This window comes from Labrys monachus (assembly GCF_030814655.1).
In the GTDB taxonomy this organism is placed as follows: domain Bacteria; phylum Pseudomonadota; class Alphaproteobacteria; order Rhizobiales; family Labraceae; genus Labrys; species Labrys monacha.
In genome coordinates, this window is sequence record NZ_JAUSVK010000001.1 from 5,053,452 (window position 1) to 5,070,747 (window position 17,296).

Sequence of the window (17,296 nt, forward strand, 5' to 3'; positions counted from 1 at the left end):
CGTCACGGCTTCAGCATCTCGCGGAAGGGATCGGGATAGTCACCGCCCGGCCGCGGAAAATTCTTGAGCGAAGCCTCCGCATTGTCCTTGGTGATCAGCAGCACGGGAGCGGGAACGTTGGCGGGAAGCGTCTTGCCCTTCGCCGCGGCGACGCAGGCTTCCACGCCCATGGCGCCGACCACATAGGGGTATTGGGCGACGGTGGCCGCCATCTCCCCCGCGGCGACCGACTTCAGGGCGTCTTCGACGCCGTCGAGCCCGATGACCTTGACCTTGTCCTGCAGCCCCGCGGTCTCCACCGCGCGCTGCACGCCGAGCGCCATCACGTCGTTCGCCGAAAAGAAGCCGGCGAGATCCGGATGCGCCCTGAGGATGTCGGTGGCGGCCGTCAGGGCCTTCTCCCGATCCCAATCGGCGCTGACCATCACGACGACCTCGAGCTTGCCGGCGACGGCCTGCTTGAAGCCCTTGATGCGGGCGTTGCTGCCGACATCGCCGACGATGCCGGCGATGAGAGCCACCTTGCCGCCCTGGGGCACCAGTTTCAGCATTTCCTGCCCGGCAAGCTCGCCGGCCGAGACGTTGTCGGTGCCTATATAGGTGCTGACCGCAAAGCCCGCGGCCTTGGCCTGGTCGGCATCGATCGTGCTGTCGATGTTGACGATGGGCTTGTGCTTCTGGGCGACGGGAACCAGCGCCTGGACCAGATTGCTGACGCTGATCGGGTTGACCAGGTAGCAGCCGTAATCCTGCATCGCCATCGCCGTCAGCTTGTCGGCCTGGCCGGTGGCGTCACCCATATTGGCCGCCGCCTGGATGGAGACGCTCGCATTCAGCGCCTTGGCCTGCTCGTCGATGCCCTGCCGCATATATTGGAAGAAGGGATTGTCCAATCCCTTGATGACGGCGGCGACAGTATCCGAACCGGCGGCGTTGGCCGCAGTGGCTGAAACGAGGGCTGAAGAAGCCAGAATAATCAGATGCGTCCAGCGCATTTTGTCCTCCCTGTTTGATTTTTTTGATATTTTATCGTCTATCGGGCCGGTTAATTGTTCCTCTCTCGTTGATCTCAACGGCTTCGGGCCCGTTTTCCAGCGAGTCCGGACCGATTTTTTCTTATGAAATAGCCTGGGATTCAATCCGCCGATTTCCCAATTCGTGCATCAAAATCCGGAATCCGTCAATCCGCCCGGCGCGCATTTATGCGTCATTGTGCATTTTTAAATTCGATAACGGCGCATTTAAGCGCACCGTCTCTCATCAAATCTCAAGCGGATGCTTCCCTTGGCCCGCTCCTTTGCCCGAAGACGGTGCGCGGGACGGCGGGCGACGCCGACGGCAGGCGTTGATTTTGCGGCGCCGACGGGGCAGATGTCCCCGCAGACGGATGACGGCCGCTTGTCGGGCCGATCGTGACCGTCTTCTTCAAAAAGCGGGTCGAGATGGCCAATACCGATAGTCCGAACGGTGCGACGCCGGAGGTGGAAAGCAATTCGAATACGCTTCCGGCCCTGCGCCAGAGCCGGCTCGTCGCCCTGTTGCAGGAACGCGGCCAGGCGACGGTGGCGGAACTGGTCGCCTTGTTCGACGTGTCGCGGGACACCATCCGCCGCGACCTCGACCTGTTGGAGCAGCGCGGCCTTCTGGTGCGCACCCATGGCGGCGCCGTCGACAACAGCAGCCTCGTCCAGGTCGATACCACGCTCGGCCTGCGCATGGACGCCCATGTCGAGGCCAAGCGCCGCATCGGCGTGGCGGCAGCCAAACTGGTTCGCGACAGCGAGACGCTGATCGTCAATGGCGGCTCGACCACCTGCTATTTCGCCGCGGCCCTGGGCGAACGGCGCAATCTCACCGTGGTCACCAACAATCTGCGCCTGCCGCCGATCATGCCGGAGGCCTGCGTGCGCTCCATCCACATCCTGGGCGGCCTCTATTGGGGCACCTCGCAGGTCACCATCGGCACGGTCGGCTTTCCCTCCGTCACCGGCATCAGCGTCGATACCGCCGTCATCGGCGCGACCGGCCTGTCCCCGGGCGGCCTCTCGGTGGCGCGGCTGGAGGAAGCCGCCGAAGCCGTGAGCATGATGGGCGTCGCCAAGAGAACCATCGCCCTGATCGACAGCAGCAAGTTCAACGTCAGCGCCTTCGCCACCGTGACGTCCTTCGATCGCATCCATCATCTGGTCACCGACCGGGAGCCCCCCGACGACATCGGCGCCGCCCTGAGCCGGGCCGGCGTGCAGGTGCTGGTCTGCCCGGCGTGAGAGCCATACCGGCCTGGTTTTGCGCCGCCCTGGCCGGGTGCTCCGCATCGGGAACGTGTGAAATACGAATAACGGTGACGGGCTGTTATGCCAGAATAGAATACCGGGTCACCGTTTATCTATCACAATACCTGATTATAATTCACAAAATTGCGCATTCATTTCCGCCTCTGAAGGAATTATACTTTAAAAATTAGGCGAAAATTACAAAACAAGGGATCTAAATTGTATTAATAACTTAAACTTTGTGAAAATAAATCTCATTTCACCCACCTGATGTGACAATTATACAATACTCTGGCCTTAAAATCTAGAACCGAGAAAAATCTCTCGTAATTTTAATGAAAAAAGTAGGAATCTCAGCGGCAAACGAAGAGTGGTTTTACGGTGTGCAAATTAAGATTAGCCGCTGGACATGTCGTGGTAACCCAATATGTTGCTCAATGCAATGGTCATGGAGGCCAGGGGGCAACTCAATGAAGTTAAGACAGACCGCGCTCGCAATGGCGGGGGCAATAATGCTTGCCGGCTGCGCAAGTGTGACCCGAGGTACAACCGAACACGTACAGTTTGTTTCAGTGCCGGCGGGTGCGCAGGTAACGACAACCGCCGGCATCACATGCACAGCAACGCCGTGTTCAATCGAAATGTCACGTAAGATGGAGTTCATCGCGAGCTTCGAGAAGGAAGGATATCAGCGCCTCGATATTCCCGTATCCACCAAGGTCTCAGGTGGCGGCGCGGCCGGCATGGCAGGAAATATTATTCTTGGGGGCGTGGTTGGCATCGTCGCGGATGCAGCTACCGGTGCAACTCTGGATCATTACCCGAACCCGGTGGCTGCTACGCTGGTTCCTTTGCCGCAAAACGAGCCGGCGAAGAAGAGGCTTGATTCGCGATCGAAGAAGCCTGCGCCGTCGTCCTGACCCTGTGTCTTCCTTGCGCCATCAGGTTTCGGATGGCGAAGAAGGCCTTGCAGGCCGCAGGGAAGACGCGTCCGCCCTGTCACGGCGTCACGGGTAAATTGTTCATCACCTTTGCTCGGCATTGAGGGGATAGCGGAGCTATCCCCTCCAAGTTTCCATCACTCGATAGACCCCGACAAAAGCCATCTTTGCTCTCATAACTGCGACCGTTATCGCAACTAAGCTTGAGAATGGTTCAATCTTCTAACGCGTGGAGCCGATGGTTCCTGCTGGCTCGAACGTAATACGCAAATGCGTTCCCGTCGCCTTGGCGAAGCGCTCCAGCGTTCTGGCGGAGGGCTTGATCTTCCCGCTTTCGAGACGGGCTATGGCACTCTGAGACGTGTCCATGCGCTGCGCCAGCTCTTCCTGCGTCAACCCTGCGTTCAGCCGAGCCTTGATCACTGCCTCGGCCAGGACGAATTCGTCTTCGAGGGCGTCATAGGCTTTCCGATAATCGGCATCCTTCATCCACTCGGTATGAAGATCTTTCATCCTGGTCATCCGACCTCCTTGGGAATTACAGTACCGGTGCATTTACTTGGCATCCTCCCGAAACTCCACCAAGCCGGCTATGCCAAGGATCTTGTTCTCCAAAGAAGGGGCGCCCGGAACAAAACACGCACAAACCTTGACAAACGCCCTTTCCCATGGCCTAATTTCCCTCAGAAACGAAGCGCGGCGGGGCCAAGGTTCGCGATACCGCCCCGTGCCTTCCACCCACTCCGGCCGATCCCGGTTCGCCTGCGGCGCGCCAGCCGCATCGACGCGCCTGTCCAATTTCGTCCTGGCTTGGAAACCAGGACGGGGCCGGCGCCGAGAGGGATCGTTGCAGACCGCCCCATTGCGTCTTCTTCAGGCGCGATGCCGGGACCGCCGACATCCGGTAGCGCCGGGTGTGCGATCACCCGGCCGTCAGGTCTGCACACGGGGCTCGATGAGGAACTTGCCGGGATCGGGCCGCCTTCGGGCCTGCCCTCGATCCCGCGCGAGACAGGAGAGGCGCCGGCCGCCGGCCGAACCGTCCGCGAGGATGGGACAGCGGGCATATCCAGGCCGGATCGCCTTGTCGGACGCCGGCGGCCGGCAAACCCGGCCCGCAGCGTCCGCGGCCGCGGCAGCACGGGGACCCGGCTGCCCGGCCGGCGGGGTGCGGCGAAGACATAAGCCGTCCGCCAAGGCCCCTGTCCCGCCCGTTCCGTGGGTGAGGCCTGCGTCCCGACTGGCTTCCCTGGCCTGGAAGCCGTGTCGGGGTGCGTGGCCTGTCCGGCGTGGCTGGTGATGGAGGGAACCGTGCCCTCCGGCGCCGGCGATGCCTCCCATCCGGCAATCCGGTTCAGGTCGCAGGCTTGATCCGGATCGATGGGAAAGAGCCGAGCCCCGGCGCGTTGCCTGTTGGCGCGTCCCGGCCCGGCGGGAAAGGGGCGACGGCGGCCTTGCACAACATGCGAGGCCACGATTCCTCACGACCACGATCCTATACTGCACCACGGCTGACACGAGAACAGCCGTCGTCGCCCCGATCTTCCCTTGCACAATCCGGCCCGTTCAGGGCGCGGCGACGAAGACGCATGTCTGCAGAGCCATCACCGTCATCCCGTGCGCACGGCACCCCGCAGGGGTGCGGTGCAGACACGGGACCGCGTGCAGGATGAGGTTCCTTCTACGCGCGATCCCGGATCTGCGATGCATCACGGATGACAGCACCGCGTCCGGGATGACTACGGCGTCGCCGCCGGTTTGGTGTTCTTCCCTGGGACCGCGGGCGTCTCGCCCATATGCGCTAACTTTGCCGACAATAGCGCGACTTTCCTTCTCCCATGCGGGACTTCGCATTTCCTGCGGAAATGCTGGGGGTGGCGCGAAGCGCCGGATGAGGGTCTGGACTTGTGCAATTCCAGCGCGACTATTGAGCTATCTGCGTTGACGTTTAGACCCTCATCCCCCTACCGGGACCCCAAGCATTTCCAAAGGAAATGCGGTGTCCCGAACCGGGAGAAGGCGGGTATTTCTGTTATGTTAGCGCATATGGGCGTCTCGCCCGCTCTCGCCGACCCAAGCGCCACGTCTCAACCTTCGAGCGCGGCGTTTCCAGGGCGGGCGAGACGCCCGCGCTCCCAGGAAAGATGCCGAGCGCGAATATGACCAGCATCCCTACCAGCGGCGGAACCAGCCCCGGCGCGTGACGCTGTTGCCGCGCGGGCCGGTGGTGGTGCGGGAATAGCCGTAGCGGTAGGGCCCGGTGCGGGTGATGCTTCCCGAGCGGGTGGCGGTGTGGCCGTTGGGGCCGGTCACCGTGGACGAGCGCGAGCAGCTGTGCCCGCCGCAACTGCCGTCCACCGTGCGGGAATAGGTGCCGTTCTGCGTCGTGACGGACCCGCTGCGGGTCCAGGCGCCGGCGTCGGAGGCCGCGGCGAGCGACAGGACGGTGGCAAAGGTGGTGGCGATGGCGAATTTCATGGGGGTCTCCTTCAAGGCATCCATGCGCATCCGTCCGGGACGCGCGATGGGAGGAGCCTGGAGGCCGCCGGTTGCCCCGGCGTGTCCGCATGGGATCAAAGCGTAACGGACCGTATCAGGGCCCCTTGTCGGCGGCGGGCAGCCGGATCCTCGCCCTCAGGCCGCCGCCGGGGCGGTTCTCGACGGCGAGGTCGCCGCCCTGCCCCCGGGCCAGCGCCTGGACGATGGCGAGGCCGAGCCCGGCGCCGCCGGTCTGGCGGCCGCGGGAGGGTTCGAGGCGCCGGAACGGCTGCATCAGGCCGGCGATGGCGTCGGCGGGGATGCCGGGGCCCTCGTCCTCGACGATGATTTCGACCACCCCGTCCGTCCGGCCCGCGGCGAGATGCGCCGCCTTGCCGTAGCGCACGGCATTGTCGGTGAGGTTCGCCAGCATGCGGCGCAAGGCGAGCGGGGCGCAACGCACCGCCAGCGGCCCGTCGGTCCCCTGCCAGTCGACGGGATCGCCGATCTCGCGGCGCATCCGGACGAAGGCCTCGATCTCGCGGCCGAGGTCGACCGTCTCCGTCCCGCCGAGCGCCGGCGCCGTCGCCTGCCGGGCGAACAGCATGGTGTCGTCGAGCAGCAGGCTCATCTCGTCGAGGTCTCGGACGGCGCGCGCCTGCTGGTCGGCATCGCCGATGAAGTCGGCGCGCAGGCGCAGCCGGGTGAGATAGGTTCTGAGATCATGGGCGATCGCGGCGAGGATGCGCGTGCGCTCGTCCATCAAGCCGCGGATCATGTGCTTCATCTCGTTGAAGGCCGAGGCCAGCATCCGCATCTCCGCCGGTCCGCTCGCCGGCAGATCGGGCATGCCGATATCGGCGGCGAGCCGATGCGAGGCCCGCGCCAGCCGCCGTGCCGGCAGCACCATCTGGTGGATGCAGAACAGCATCACCAGCAGCAGGATGAGCCCGGCCGCCCCGCCGACGAGGGCGAAGCGCGCCGCCAGCCGCTCGAGCAGCACCGGCGCCCGCTCGATGGCCAGCACCTCGCCGGTCCGCAGCCCGACGAGCAGCCGCACGCCGCCGGGGATCCGGTCCCGCGCCTCCTCAGCGCCCGCGCCGCGCGCCTCCATGCGGAAGGGCCGCCCTTCGAGCGCCGCGGCATAGTCGGCATGGAGCCGTTCCAGATAGGGCGCCCTCCAGGCGGCGTCGCCGTCGGGAGCCGGCGGGAAGCCGGGCTGGAGACGGACGATGAGCGGCCCGGCATCCAGCGCCGCGACGACCAGCGCCTGCTGCTGCGCCGACGTCGCCTCGAGCGCGCGCGCCACCGCCGCCGCCTCGCGCGGCGACACCAGCCGCAGCACGCCGAAGCGCCCGTCGGGGCCGATGATCGCGACGGCGATGGCGAGCAGGAGCAGGACGAGGCCGGCGAGGAAGACGAGGACGACGCGGACGACGAGGCTGCCGAGGATGTGCCGCATTCAGGCGCGCCCGCGCTCGACGGCGGGCGCGAACAGGTAGCCGCCGCCGCGCACCGTCTTGATGACGCTCGGCGGCCGGGAATCGTCGCCGAGCTTGCGCCGCAGCCGGCTGAGCTGGACGTCGATGGTGCGGTCGAAGGGCGCCGCGCTGCGGCCGCGCGTCCAGTCGAGCAGCTGGTCGCGGTTCAGCACGCGCTGCGGATGGGTGAGCAGCGCGATCAGGAGGTCGTATTCGCCGCCCGTCAGGTCGACGGCGCGGCCTTCCGGGTCGTGCAGTTCGCGCGAGGCGGCATCGAGGCTCCATCCCGCGAAGCGGTAGACCTCCGACGGCGGGGTGGAGGCGACGTGATGCACGCCGCGGGTGCGGCGCAGGATCGCCCGGACGCGCGCCACCAGCTCGCGGGGATTGAAGGGCTTGGGCAGATAGTCGTCGGCGCCGACCTCCAGCCCGATGATGCGGTCGAGGTCGTCGCCCTTGGCGGTGACCATCAGCACCGGCGTGCTCGTCGGGGTGCTCCGGAGGCGCCGGCAGATGGAAAGCCCGTCCTCGCCCGGCAGCATGAGATCGAGCACGACGAGGTCGACCCGGCGGCGCTCGATCGCGCGGTCGAGATCGGCGCCGCTGCCGCAGAGCACCACCTCGAACCCCTCCCGCGACAGCAGACTGCCGACCAGGGAGCGGATCTCCGGATCGTCCTCGACGACGGCGATGAGCGTTGGCGGGTTCATGCCCCAGGATCCCAGAGGCCGGGGCGCCGGAAAAGCGCAAAAGCGCCGGCGATACATTTTGTTACAGACGGTCACCGGCGGCAGATGCTGCGCATACGGCAGCGGCGCAGGAGGAGATGCGGGCTGCGGAGGTCGCCGATCGCGGCGATCGACGATCCGGCCCAGCGCCTCCTCTCATGATCGGATGGATCCATGCGCCTCGTCGTCCTCGCTCCCCTCCTCGCTCTGGCAGCCGCCGGCTGCGCGACCACCGCCCTCGGCGCGATGTCCGGCCGCAAGCCGGACCTCGCCCGCATGCTGCAGAACGCCGACGAGAACGGCGACGGCGTCGTCACCTGCGCCGAATATGCCGACGCTCGGCGCAAGCTGTTCGCCCGGCTGGACAGGAACGGCGACGGCTATCTCGGCAGCGACGACGTGCCCGGCCGGTTTGCCGCCCGGATCGGCGGCCGGGAAGGCGGGCTCGCGCAAGCGATCGCGCTGCTCGACAAGAACGGCGACGGCCGCATCAGCCGGGACGAGTTCGTCGCCGGTCCCGGCCTGCTGTTCGACCGTGCGGACACCGACCATGACGGCGTGATCGATGCACGGGAACTGGCGGCCTTCCGCGCCGCGGTCGCGGCACGCGGGGCGTCGTGACCCAGGCCTGCGAAGGAGAGGCGCCATGCGATCCAACCGCTCGATGCCGGCCAGCACCATCATCCCCGAGCTCGGCTACCGGAACGTCGACGAGGCCGCGCAATGGCTCTGCGCCGCCTTCGGCTTCACGGTGCGGCTCAGGATACCCGGCCATCGCGTCCAGCTCGTCCGGGGCGCGGGCACCGTCATCGCCAGGGAAACGCCGGCGTGGGACGGCGCATGCCCGCCGGCGATCGAACGGTCCTTCGCCGTGACGGTGCGGGTCGACGATCTCGACCGCCACTTCGAGCAGGCGATGCGGGAAGGAGCGCGGCTCCTGCGTCCACCGGCCGACTATCCCTATGGCGAGCGCCAATATTCCTGCCGCGATGTCGGCGGCCATGTCTGGACGTTCTCGCAGTCGATCGCGGATGTGGCGCCCGAGGACTGGGGCGGCATCGCTTCATAGGGGATCGAACCATGCTCGCGCTCTTCCGATGTTCCGATGCCTCCGGACGGCGCCCCTCGCCGTCGCGCGGACGCCGCCCCTTGCCCCTGATCGTTCTCGGCGTCGCCGCCGCGATCTTCTCGCCGGCCGTGGCCTGTTCTGCGCCGCCGCAGGCCCCGGCGGGACTGCAAACCGTTCTGGATCGAATGGTCACGAAGGATGGTGCGCGAGGCGTCACCGTGCTCGTCTTCAGGCACGGCCATCTGCTCTATCGCGTCGACGCCGGCGACATCGCACGGGATGCCCGGCTTCCCGTCGCGTCGGCTTCCAAATGGCTGACGGCGGCGCTGGTGATGAGCGTGGTCGACGACGGCCTGCTCTCGCTCGACGAACCGATCGGCCGGCGCCTTCCCGCCTTCACCGGCGCGGCGGCCGGGATCACGCTCAGGCAGATCCTGTCCTTCACCTCGGGACAGGGCAGCCTGGCGGGCCTGGTGGACCTGCGCCAGGACCCCGGCCTGTCGCTCGCCGAATCCGCCCGCGCGATCGCCCGTCGCCCGCTGGAGGACAAGCCCGGCGCGGTCTTCCGATATGGCAGCCCGGCCCTGCAGGTCGCCGGGGCGCTGGTCGAGCAGGCGACCGGCAAGAGCTGGGCCCGCCTGTTCGAGGAGAGGCTGGGCCGGCCGCTCGGGCTGGCGCACACGACATGGGGAAGCCCGCTGTGGCCCGACATGCCGCCCGCCGACATCCACAATCCCAACCTGCAGGGAGGCCTCGTCACGACAGCCGAGGATTACGGCAGGTTCCTCACCATGCTCGACGCGGGCGGCCGCCATGCCGGACGGCGCATCCTGTCGGCGGCGTCCGTCGCCCGGATGGAAAGCGTCCAGACACGCGGGGCCAGGATCGCCTTCGTTCCCGCCGGCGCCACGGCGGCCGGCCTGCAATACGGCCTCGGCAATTGGTGCGAAGTCGTGGAGGCCGGCAGCCGATGCAGCGTCGTCTCCAGCCCCGGCGCCTTCGGAACCTATCCCTGGATCGACCGCCGGCACGATCTCTACGGCCTCTTCTTCATGCAGCGCCGCCTGCCGCTGGTCGAAAAGGATATCCGCGCCGCCCGCCGCATCATCGTCCGGGCGGCTTCGGGCGGCCCGTCCCGATGAGAGGCCCGCGCTGCCCAATCGCCGCCGTTCGTGCCCCGCAGCCCCCGCGGCCTTGATGAACATCGCGGCCGGCGCGTATAGGCTGGGCCTCGTCCTTTCGATCCGGCAGAAGGCACCCCGCTTGGAAACAGCCCTCGACCTGGTGATCGCCGAACTGCGGGCCTGCCGGCTGTGCCGGGATGCGCCGCGCTACGGGCCGCCGCTGCCGCATGAGCCGCGCCCGGTGATCCAGGCCGCGGGCACGGCCCGCATTTGCATCGCCGGCCAGGCGCCGGGCGCGCGCGCCCACGCCTCCGGCCGCCCCTATACCGACGCCTCCGGCGTCCGGCTGCGCGGCTGGCTCGGCATCGGCGAGGAGGCCTTCTACGATCCCAACCGGATCGCCATCGTGGCGATGGGCTGCTGCTTTCCCGGGCTCGACGCCAAGGGCGGCGACCTGCCGCCGCGCCGCGAATGCGCCGAGACCTGGCGCGAGCGCCTCCTCGCACCGCTGCAGGACATCGAACTGCTGCTCCTCGTCGGGCAATACGCCCAGAAATGGCATCTCGGCCGGCGGGCGGCCGGCGGGGTCACCGCGACGGTGGAACGATGGCGCGAGATCTATGATGCGCAGGCCAGGCCGCGGATGCTGCCGCTGCCCCACCCGTCCTGGCGCAACACCGGGTGGCTGAAGCGCCATCCCTGGTTCGAGGCGGATGTCGTCCCGATCCTGCAGGCGGAGATGCGGCGCCTTCTCGCCTGAGCCGGGCCGGCCCGTCAGCCATCGCGCACCCGCCGCGCCAAAAAGTCCCCGAGGATGGCGGCCTGGCCCTTGAGGATGCGGCGTCCGGCTTCGGCGACGGCGAACCAGGCCGCGCGGTCGACCTCGGGGAACTCCCGGATCACGCCGGACTTCGGCGGCCATTCCATGGAGAAGGTGTTGCCGGCGACGGCCGCCGCATCGAAGAGGGGATCGGCTTCGACCGCCCAGGCGACGACGACCTTGCCGCCGGGCTGGCGATAGTCCCCGAGCGGCTCGAACCGCCCCTCGACCGCGACGCCGAGCTCCTCCCTCGCTTCCCGGCGGGCGGCGGCGAGTTCGTCCTCGCCCGGCTCGACCAGCCCCTTGGGGATCGACCAGGCGCCCTCGTCCCTGCGCGCCCAGAACGGGCCGCCGGGATGGACGAGCAGGATCTCGACGCCGTCCTTCGTCTCGCGGTGGATCAGCAGGCCGGCGCTTCGCTTCGACATACGGGCATCCTGCGGCCGGCGCGCTTGTTCCGCAACCCGGCCGGGATGAGCGCAGGATGGACGGTCGATCACCGATCGGCCTCTTCCTCTCCGGCAGGCTCTGCGTCGCAGAGATGGGCGATCGGTGATCGCCCCTCCAAATGCACTGCTATCGCAGGTCGGCGACGGTCGTATCCGGCTTCACCATCACGGTCGCCGTCTGGCCGGGAACCAGCCGCACGCCGTCCGGCACGCTGTCGAGGGCGATGCGGATCGGAATGCGCTGGGCGAGGCGGACCCAGCTGAAGGTCGGGTTGATGTCGGCGAGCAGGTTGGAGCCGGCCCCCCTTTCGCGGTCCTCGATGCCGCCGGCAATGCTTTCGACATGGCCGCGGATCGCCGCGGGCTGGCCCATCAGGCGGATCTCGGCCGGGGCGCCCGGCCGGATGCCCGGCAGTTTGGTCTCCTCGAAATAGCCTTCGATATGGAGGCTGTCGCTGTCGACCAGCGCCATCACCGGCTTGCCGGCGCTGACATAGTCGCCCGGATTGAGCGCCATATTGGTGATGACGCCGTTGGCGGAGGCCCTGATCTCCGAACGTTCGAGGTTGAGCCTGGCCACGTCGCGATTGGCGAGGGCCTGCCGGTAGGCGGCTTCGGCGACGGATTCGGCCAGCTGCGCCTGCTCGATCTTCTGCTGCGAGGCGACGTCCTTGCCGAGCTTCTGGTAGCGCAGCCTGTCGCGCTCGGCCTGCTCCATCGAGGCCTTGTCGCCCGCGACGGCGGCGTCGGCCTGCTGCAGCGCCAGGGTGAAGCGCTTCTGGTCGACGCGCAGCAGGAGATCGCCCTTGCGGACGGCCTGGTTGTCATGGACGAGCACGTCCTGGACGAGGCCCGACACGTCCGGCGTGACGCCGATGATATCGGCCCGCACATGGCCGTCGCGCGTCCAGGGCGCGTTCATGTAATAGTCCCACAGGCGCCAGCCGAAACCGGCGGCGACGACGAGAACGACGAGGGTGACGCCGATGCGCCCCAGAGATCCGAAAAAGGATTTCACGATAAAAGCCTTTCACTCAGCGCCGTGAGGCCGCCGAGAAAAATCACGAACAGGCAGACGTCGAACAGAGCGGGGTGCCAGACCAGGCGATAGAGGCCGGCCGTGGCGAGAGCCCGATGCACGATGTGGACCAGCACGAAGGCGGCGACCGCCAGGACCAGCAGGCCGGGCAGGTAGACGCCGAAAAGATCGAGATCGATGACCATTGCCGCCTCCTATTCCGCCGCGATCGCCGGCCGGAAGCGGGCCTGCGCCAGCCCCGAAGGCGCCGGCTCCCCCGGAAAGAAGGCCCGCCTGAGGCCGACGAGCCCCTGCAGGGCCGGCCGCATCGACGCATGGTCCGGCACTGCAGCCAGCGTCTGCAGGGCGCGGTCGATCGAGCCCATCAGCCGGGGGACCGGCGCGCCTGCCTTCCCCGCGGCCGCACGCTCGCCGAAGGTCGCGGCGACGGCTTCGAGCACCGGTTCGATCGAGGCGCGCAGCGCCGGCGGCAGCCCCGGCCGCGCCCGCTGCAGGTCGAGGATGTTCATGCCGATGCGCAGCTCCGCCAGCAGGTCGGCGGCCGCGACGTCGTCGGCGACGCCCTGGGCGAGGCGCGGCACGAGCTGGCCGAGCCGGTCGAGCACCCGCCCGGCGAAATGCTCGGCATTGTCGTTGCGCCTGCCCCGGGCGGTGGCGGCAAGATCCGCCCAGCCGGCATGCACGAGCCGGCGTGCAGCCAAGGCCGCGCCGAACGGGCGGGTGAGCAGGGTCCAGGCGAGCGCGAAGGCGCCGCCCGCCACCGAGGCCATGTTGCCGTTCACGAAGCCCGCGAAATCGGCGCTGTAACTGGCCTGGAGGCCGACGAAGGACGCCGTGTTCACCGCCAGCAGCATGGCGAGCATGGTGAATTGCGGCCGGGCGACCAGCCGGCCGGCCAGCAGGAAGGGAACCGCGAAGACGAGGACAAGGCCGAGGAAATCATGCACGAGCGGCAGGATGGCGAAGAGATAGACGCCGGAGACGGCGGCCGACACCAGCATCCACACCGTGAAGCCGCGGATCTGCGGGGCGGGATCGTCGAGGGCGGCGAAGAAGGAGCAGCCGACGGCGGTCATGATCACGCAGCCGGCGCCCTCCGCCCAGCCGGTGGCGATCCAGATGGCGCAGGCGGCGAGGATCGCCAGCACCACGGACGTGACCGAAAAGGCCAGGAGGGCGAAATCATAGTGGCGGGCCGGTGCCACCACGCGGCGCTGGCGGAAGACCGGCTTCCACGGCTTCGCCGTGTCGCCGAGGGCGATCTGCGCCTGCAGCGCGCGGCAATCCTGCCAGACGTCGACGATCTCGCCGAGGCGCTCCAGCGCGCTCGACAGCACGAGGCCGTCCCAATGCTCCGCCTCGGCCCCCTGCGGCTCGAGCGCGGCGATGGCGGCCTTGAGCCGGTCTGCGGCCGAAGCGTCGGCGCCGGGTCCCGCCTCGATCCAGGCGAGGACGTCCCGGCGGAGAGCCTCGAAGCCGTCCGGCTCGCGGCCGGCGGCGCGAACGGCCTCGATCCTGTCCGCCAGCGACGGCAGCAGCGGCAGCAGCAAGGCCATGCGGCCCCGGAGTTCCCGGGCGAGCCGGGTCGTGCCGGCGACCGCGGTGTCATAGGCGAGCTGGCTGATCAGCATGTCCATGGCGCGGATGTCGGCGGCAAGGCGCTGGCGCTCCAGGGTCGCCCGCGCATCCGTCTCCCCGCGCAGGATCGCGCCGGCCCACAGGCCGGCATCGCGCAGCCATCCGGCCGCCTGCGCGCCGAGCGCCGGGCCGATGCGCACCGGAAACACCAGGGCATGCACCAGGCTCGCGCAGACGATGCCGAGCGTGATCTCCTCGGTGCGCGCCAGCGCGACGTCGAAGATGGTGCCGGGCGCGGTGACGGCCGGCAGCGCGATCAGCGGCAGGCTGTAGCCCGCGAGCATGAAGACATAGCTGCGCGGGCTGCGGTCGAGCAGCGAGACGAACAGGAAGACGCCGGTCCACAGCGCCATGGCCAGGCAGAGCAGTTCGGGCGAATCGGAAAAGAGCGGCATCAGCAGGACCGAGCCGGCCGCGCCGAGCAGCGTGCCGAGGGCACGATAGAGCGCCTTGGAGGTGGTGGCGCCGGAGAGCGGATTGGCGACGACATAGACGGCCGCCATCGCCCAATACGGACGCTCGAAGCCGGCGGCGAGCGCGACATAGAGGGCGAGCATCGAGGCGAGGAACGTCTTGGCCGAGAACAGCCAGGCGGGCCAGGAAGCAGGCAGGATCAGGCGGCTCATGGTTCCGCCCCGACCGGCACCGACGGCGCTTCGGCCCGGGCCGCCGCCTCCTCGATCACCTGGAACACCCTCAGCGTCGCCTCCAGGTCCTCGCGGCTGACGCCGCCGAGCACCTGGGCACGCAGCCTGATCAGTTCCTGCTCGATCAGCGTGGTGACCCGGCGCCCTTCCCTGGTGAGGAAGAGCATCCTGGCGCGGCGGTCGAGCGGATCTTCGCGGCGCTCCACCAGGCCGTCGGCGCAGAGCTGGTCGAGCACCCTGACCAGGGACGGCCCCTCCAGGCCGACGGCTTCGGCGAGGGCGCCCTGCCGGACGCCGTCGCCGAGGCGGCTCATGGTGATGAGCGGCAGGGCCGCGGCATCCGAAACGCCATGCGCGACGACGATGTCGTGCGCCAGCCGCCGCCAGTGACGGCCGATCTGGTTGGTCGTGGTGGTGACCGTGCGGCGAAGGATGTCGAGATCGTTCATGGCTTATTGGATAGCATACGAATTAATAGCATGCAATCTAATTGGCGAGGGCGTTCCCCTGTGCCGGACAAGGCGCCTATGGCCTCCAACGGTTCGGGATTTGTCATTGCCGGGCTTGTCCCGGCAATCCAGCCGGGCCGCCCATATGCGCTAACTTTGCCGACCATAGCGCGATTTTCCTTCTCCCATGCGGGAGAAGGTGGCGCGAAGCGCCGGATGAGGGTCTGGACTTCTGCAATTCCAGCGCGACCCTTGAGCTATCTGCGTTGAAGTTTAGACCCTCATCCCCCTGCCGGGACCTTCTCCCGAACAGGGAGAAGGCGGGTATTTCCCTTATGTTAGCGCATATGGCCGGGCCGCCGTCCCTCCTTCCGGACGGAGTCTGGATACCCGGGACCAGCCCCGGATAGGACAATACTGGGCCTCTTCCTGCTGTCGTGGCCCATAAGGCCCGTCGCGGGGACGAGCTATGCCTGCCCGGTCGGATACAGGGTGAGGATGTTGACGTTCACGCGCCGCGGCTGCGTCACGGCGTAGAGGATGGCATTGGCCACATCCTCGCTCTCAAGCTGCTCCATGTCACCCAGGCGCCGCTCCACGCTCTCCCGGACCTCCGCGCGCATCTGCGCGGTGAATTCCGTCCGCACCGCGCCGGGCTCGATGCTGGTGACGCGGATGCCGTCCTTGCCGACCTCGCGGCGCAGCGATTCGGCGATGGCGCCGACCGCATGCTTGGTGCCCGAATAGACCGTCGAGGGATGGATATAGCGGCCGGTCCCGGACGAGACGACGACGATGTGCCCCTCCCTTTGCCGCGTCATCGCCGGCAAAGCGGCATGGATCGCGTAGAGGACGCCGAGAATATTGACGTCGACCATGCGGCGATACTCTTCGGTCGTGGTGTTCCGGAACGGCGCGGCCACCCCGACGCCGGCGACGCAGAGCAGCATGTCGAGCCGTCCATAGTCGCGCAGGACGGCTTCGACCATCCCCGAAGCCTGCGCCTCGTCCGCCACATCCGCCCGGATCGCCAGCGCCTCGCCGCCGGCGGCGCGTATCCGGGCTGCGACGCCCTCCAGCCGCGACAGGCGCCGCGCGGCGATCGCAACCCTCGCGCCCTCGCCCGCGAGCGCCAGCGCGGTGGCCTCGCCGATGCCCGAGGAGGCGCCCGCCACGAGTGCGACCCGACCCTCCAATCTGCCCGATGCCATGGCGCGGATCTCCCGTCTCTCGAAGCCGTTCACGCCGTCTTCCGGTCGAAAGCCGTGTCCCGCGCGAGCGTTTCCCAGGCCGCGAGGTCCCGGAGCAGCGCTTCGCCGTGGCTGCGGACGGCCTCGACCGCGTCGGCGCCGAGCTGGAGCCGCAGCGGCGTGTCCGGCGCGTCCAGGGCCGCGGCGATCGCGGCTGCCGCCTTGCGCGGATCGCCGTCCTGCGTGCCGTTCATATCGTGGGCGAAGGCGCGCGTGCCTCCGACGACGTCGCGATAAGCGTCGATCACCGGCATGTGGCGCATGCTCGGGCCTGCGAGATTGGTGCGGAACTGGCCGGGCTCGACGATCAGCACCTTGATGCCGAAGGGCGCGACCTCCAGGGCCAGGGCCTCGCTCACGCCCTCCAGGGCGAATTTCGTCGCCGAATAGGCGCTGAAGCCGGCGAAGGACAATTGCCCGCCGAGGCTCGATATGTTGACGATCGCGCCGCTCCTCTGCCCACGCAGGATCGGCAGCGCCGCGCGGGTGACATTCATCGCGCCGAAGAAATTGGTCTCCATCAGCGCCCGCAACTCGGCGTCCGGCGTCTCCTCGAACGCGCCGACGACGCCATAGCCCGCATTGTTGACGAGGATGTCGATGCGGCCGAAGCGGGCGACGGCCGCCGCCAGCGCATCCTCGGCATCGGCGGGGCGCGTCACGTCGAGCGCGAGGGCGAGGAGGCGTTCCGGCGCCGCCTCGGCGAGATCGGCGAGGGCCGAGGCCCGGCGGGCGGTCGCCACCACAGTGTCGCCGCGGGCGAGCGCATGGTCGGCGAAGGCGCGGCCGAAGCCGGAGGAAGAGCCGGTGATGAACCAGGTTTTGGCGGTCATGGGATTGTCTCCTCTGCCGTGACCGGATGGTCGAAATGAACGCCTGCACAGTCTGGCCGACCGCTCATTCCCACACT

General features: G+C 68.0%; 18 protein-coding genes. 6 read left to right on the top strand and 12 right to left on the bottom strand.

The genetic code is table 11. The annotated features are described in order from the left end of the window. Positions 1–2 precede the first annotated feature (2 nt). On the bottom strand, positions 3–995 hold the full coding sequence (locus tag J3R73_RS23135) for a sugar ABC transporter substrate-binding protein (protein ID WP_307432656.1): 993 nt from the start codon (positions 993–995) through the stop codon (positions 3–5). A 447-nt stretch (positions 996–1,442) separates the two neighbouring features. Here J3R73_RS23135 and J3R73_RS23140 point away from each other — a divergent pair, with 447 nt between their 5' ends. Next, entirely contained in the window at positions 1,443–2,267 is an 825-nt protein-coding gene (locus tag J3R73_RS23140; protein ID WP_307432659.1) for a DeoR/GlpR family DNA-binding transcription regulator, read from the top strand. Positions 2,268–2,743: 476 nt separating this feature from the next. Beyond that, a complete protein-coding gene (locus J3R73_RS23145) occupies positions 2,744–3,193 on the top strand; it encodes a translation initiation factor 2 (RefSeq protein ID WP_307432662.1) in 450 nt (149 codons plus the stop codon). Between the two features lie 243 nt (positions 3,194–3,436). On the opposite strand, the gene J3R73_RS23150 is transcribed toward J3R73_RS23145, so the two are convergent. The 4 genes from J3R73_RS23150 to J3R73_RS23165 all read right to left on the bottom strand — a co-directional run bounded on the left by J3R73_RS23150 (position 3,437) and on the right by J3R73_RS23165 (position 7,883). Next, positions 3,437–3,736 carry a helix-turn-helix domain-containing protein gene (locus J3R73_RS23150; RefSeq protein WP_307432668.1) on the bottom strand — a complete coding sequence of 100 codons (300 nt, stop codon included), beginning with the start codon at positions 3,734–3,736 and terminating at the stop codon, positions 3,437–3,439. Between the two features lie 1,650 nt (positions 3,737–5,386). Further along, positions 5,387–5,692, bottom strand: a complete 306-nt coding sequence (locus tag J3R73_RS23155) for a hypothetical protein (protein ID WP_307432672.1) — start codon at positions 5,690–5,692, stop codon at positions 5,387–5,389. A gap of 115 nt (positions 5,693–5,807) precedes the next feature. Next, a complete protein-coding gene (locus J3R73_RS23160) occupies positions 5,808–7,154 on the bottom strand; it encodes an ATP-binding protein (RefSeq protein WP_307432677.1) in 1,347 nt (448 codons plus the stop codon). Further along, a complete protein-coding gene (locus tag J3R73_RS23165; RefSeq protein WP_307432680.1) occupies positions 7,155–7,883 on the bottom strand; it encodes a response regulator in 729 nt (242 codons plus the stop codon). It abuts the gene before it with no gap. Positions 7,884–8,075: 192 nt separating this feature from the next. Here J3R73_RS23165 and J3R73_RS23170 point away from each other — a divergent pair, with 192 nt between their 5' ends. The 4 genes from J3R73_RS23170 (at position 8,076) to J3R73_RS23185 (ending at position 10,854) form a co-directional block, all read left to right on the top strand. After that, a complete protein-coding gene (locus J3R73_RS23170; RefSeq protein ID WP_307432683.1) occupies positions 8,076–8,522 on the top strand; it encodes an EF-hand domain-containing protein in 447 nt (148 codons plus the stop codon). Positions 8,523–8,547: 25 nt separating this feature from the next. Next, positions 8,548–8,970, top strand: a complete 423-nt coding sequence (locus J3R73_RS23175) for a VOC family protein (RefSeq protein WP_307432686.1) — start codon at positions 8,548–8,550, stop codon at positions 8,968–8,970. Positions 8,971–9,155: 185 nt separating this feature from the next. Continuing rightward, the gene (locus J3R73_RS23180) at positions 9,156–10,112 is read left to right on the top strand and encodes a serine hydrolase domain-containing protein (protein ID WP_307432688.1); all 957 of its coding nucleotides are present in this window, start codon (positions 9,156–9,158) and stop codon (positions 10,110–10,112) included. Between the two features lie 121 nt (positions 10,113–10,233). Further along, positions 10,234–10,854 (top strand): uracil-DNA glycosylase family protein, encoded by a 621-nt coding sequence (locus tag J3R73_RS23185; RefSeq protein ID WP_307432692.1) that lies wholly within the window; start codon positions 10,234–10,236, stop codon positions 10,852–10,854. Between the two features lie 14 nt (positions 10,855–10,868). Here J3R73_RS23185 and J3R73_RS23190 read toward each other — a convergent pair whose 3' ends face one another. The 7 genes from J3R73_RS23190 to J3R73_RS23220 all read right to left on the bottom strand — a co-directional run bounded on the left by J3R73_RS23190 (position 10,869) and on the right by J3R73_RS23220 (position 17,219). Next, entirely contained in the window at positions 10,869–11,342 is a 474-nt protein-coding gene (locus J3R73_RS23190; RefSeq protein ID WP_307432697.1) for an NUDIX hydrolase, read from the bottom strand. Positions 11,343–11,490: 148 nt separating this feature from the next. Next, positions 11,491–12,381 carry an efflux RND transporter periplasmic adaptor subunit gene (locus tag J3R73_RS23195; protein ID WP_307432700.1) on the bottom strand — a complete coding sequence of 297 codons (891 nt, stop codon included), beginning with the start codon at positions 12,379–12,381 and terminating at the stop codon, positions 11,491–11,493. Further along, a complete protein-coding gene (locus J3R73_RS23200) occupies positions 12,378–12,587 on the bottom strand; it encodes a DUF1656 domain-containing protein (RefSeq protein WP_307432702.1) in 210 nt (69 codons plus the stop codon). Before J3R73_RS23200 ends, J3R73_RS23195 begins: the two co-directional genes overlap by 4 nt. A gap of 9 nt (positions 12,588–12,596) precedes the next feature. After that, positions 12,597–14,666, bottom strand: a complete 2,070-nt coding sequence (locus J3R73_RS23205) for an FUSC family protein (protein ID WP_307432706.1) — start codon at positions 14,664–14,666, stop codon at positions 12,597–12,599. Next, positions 14,663–15,136, bottom strand: a complete 474-nt coding sequence (locus J3R73_RS23210) for a MarR family winged helix-turn-helix transcriptional regulator (protein WP_307432709.1) — start codon at positions 15,134–15,136, stop codon at positions 14,663–14,665. The genes J3R73_RS23205 and J3R73_RS23210 overlap by 4 nt, the downstream gene beginning before the upstream one ends. 467 nt (positions 15,137–15,603) lie before the next feature. Further along, positions 15,604–16,380 carry an SDR family oxidoreductase gene (locus J3R73_RS23215; RefSeq protein WP_307432712.1) on the bottom strand — a complete coding sequence of 259 codons (777 nt, stop codon included), beginning with the start codon at positions 16,378–16,380 and terminating at the stop codon, positions 15,604–15,606. Then, entirely contained in the window at positions 16,377–17,219 is an 843-nt protein-coding gene (locus J3R73_RS23220; RefSeq protein WP_307432716.1) for an oxidoreductase, read from the bottom strand. Before J3R73_RS23220 ends, J3R73_RS23215 begins: the two co-directional genes overlap by 4 nt. Positions 17,220–17,296 lie beyond the last annotated feature (77 nt).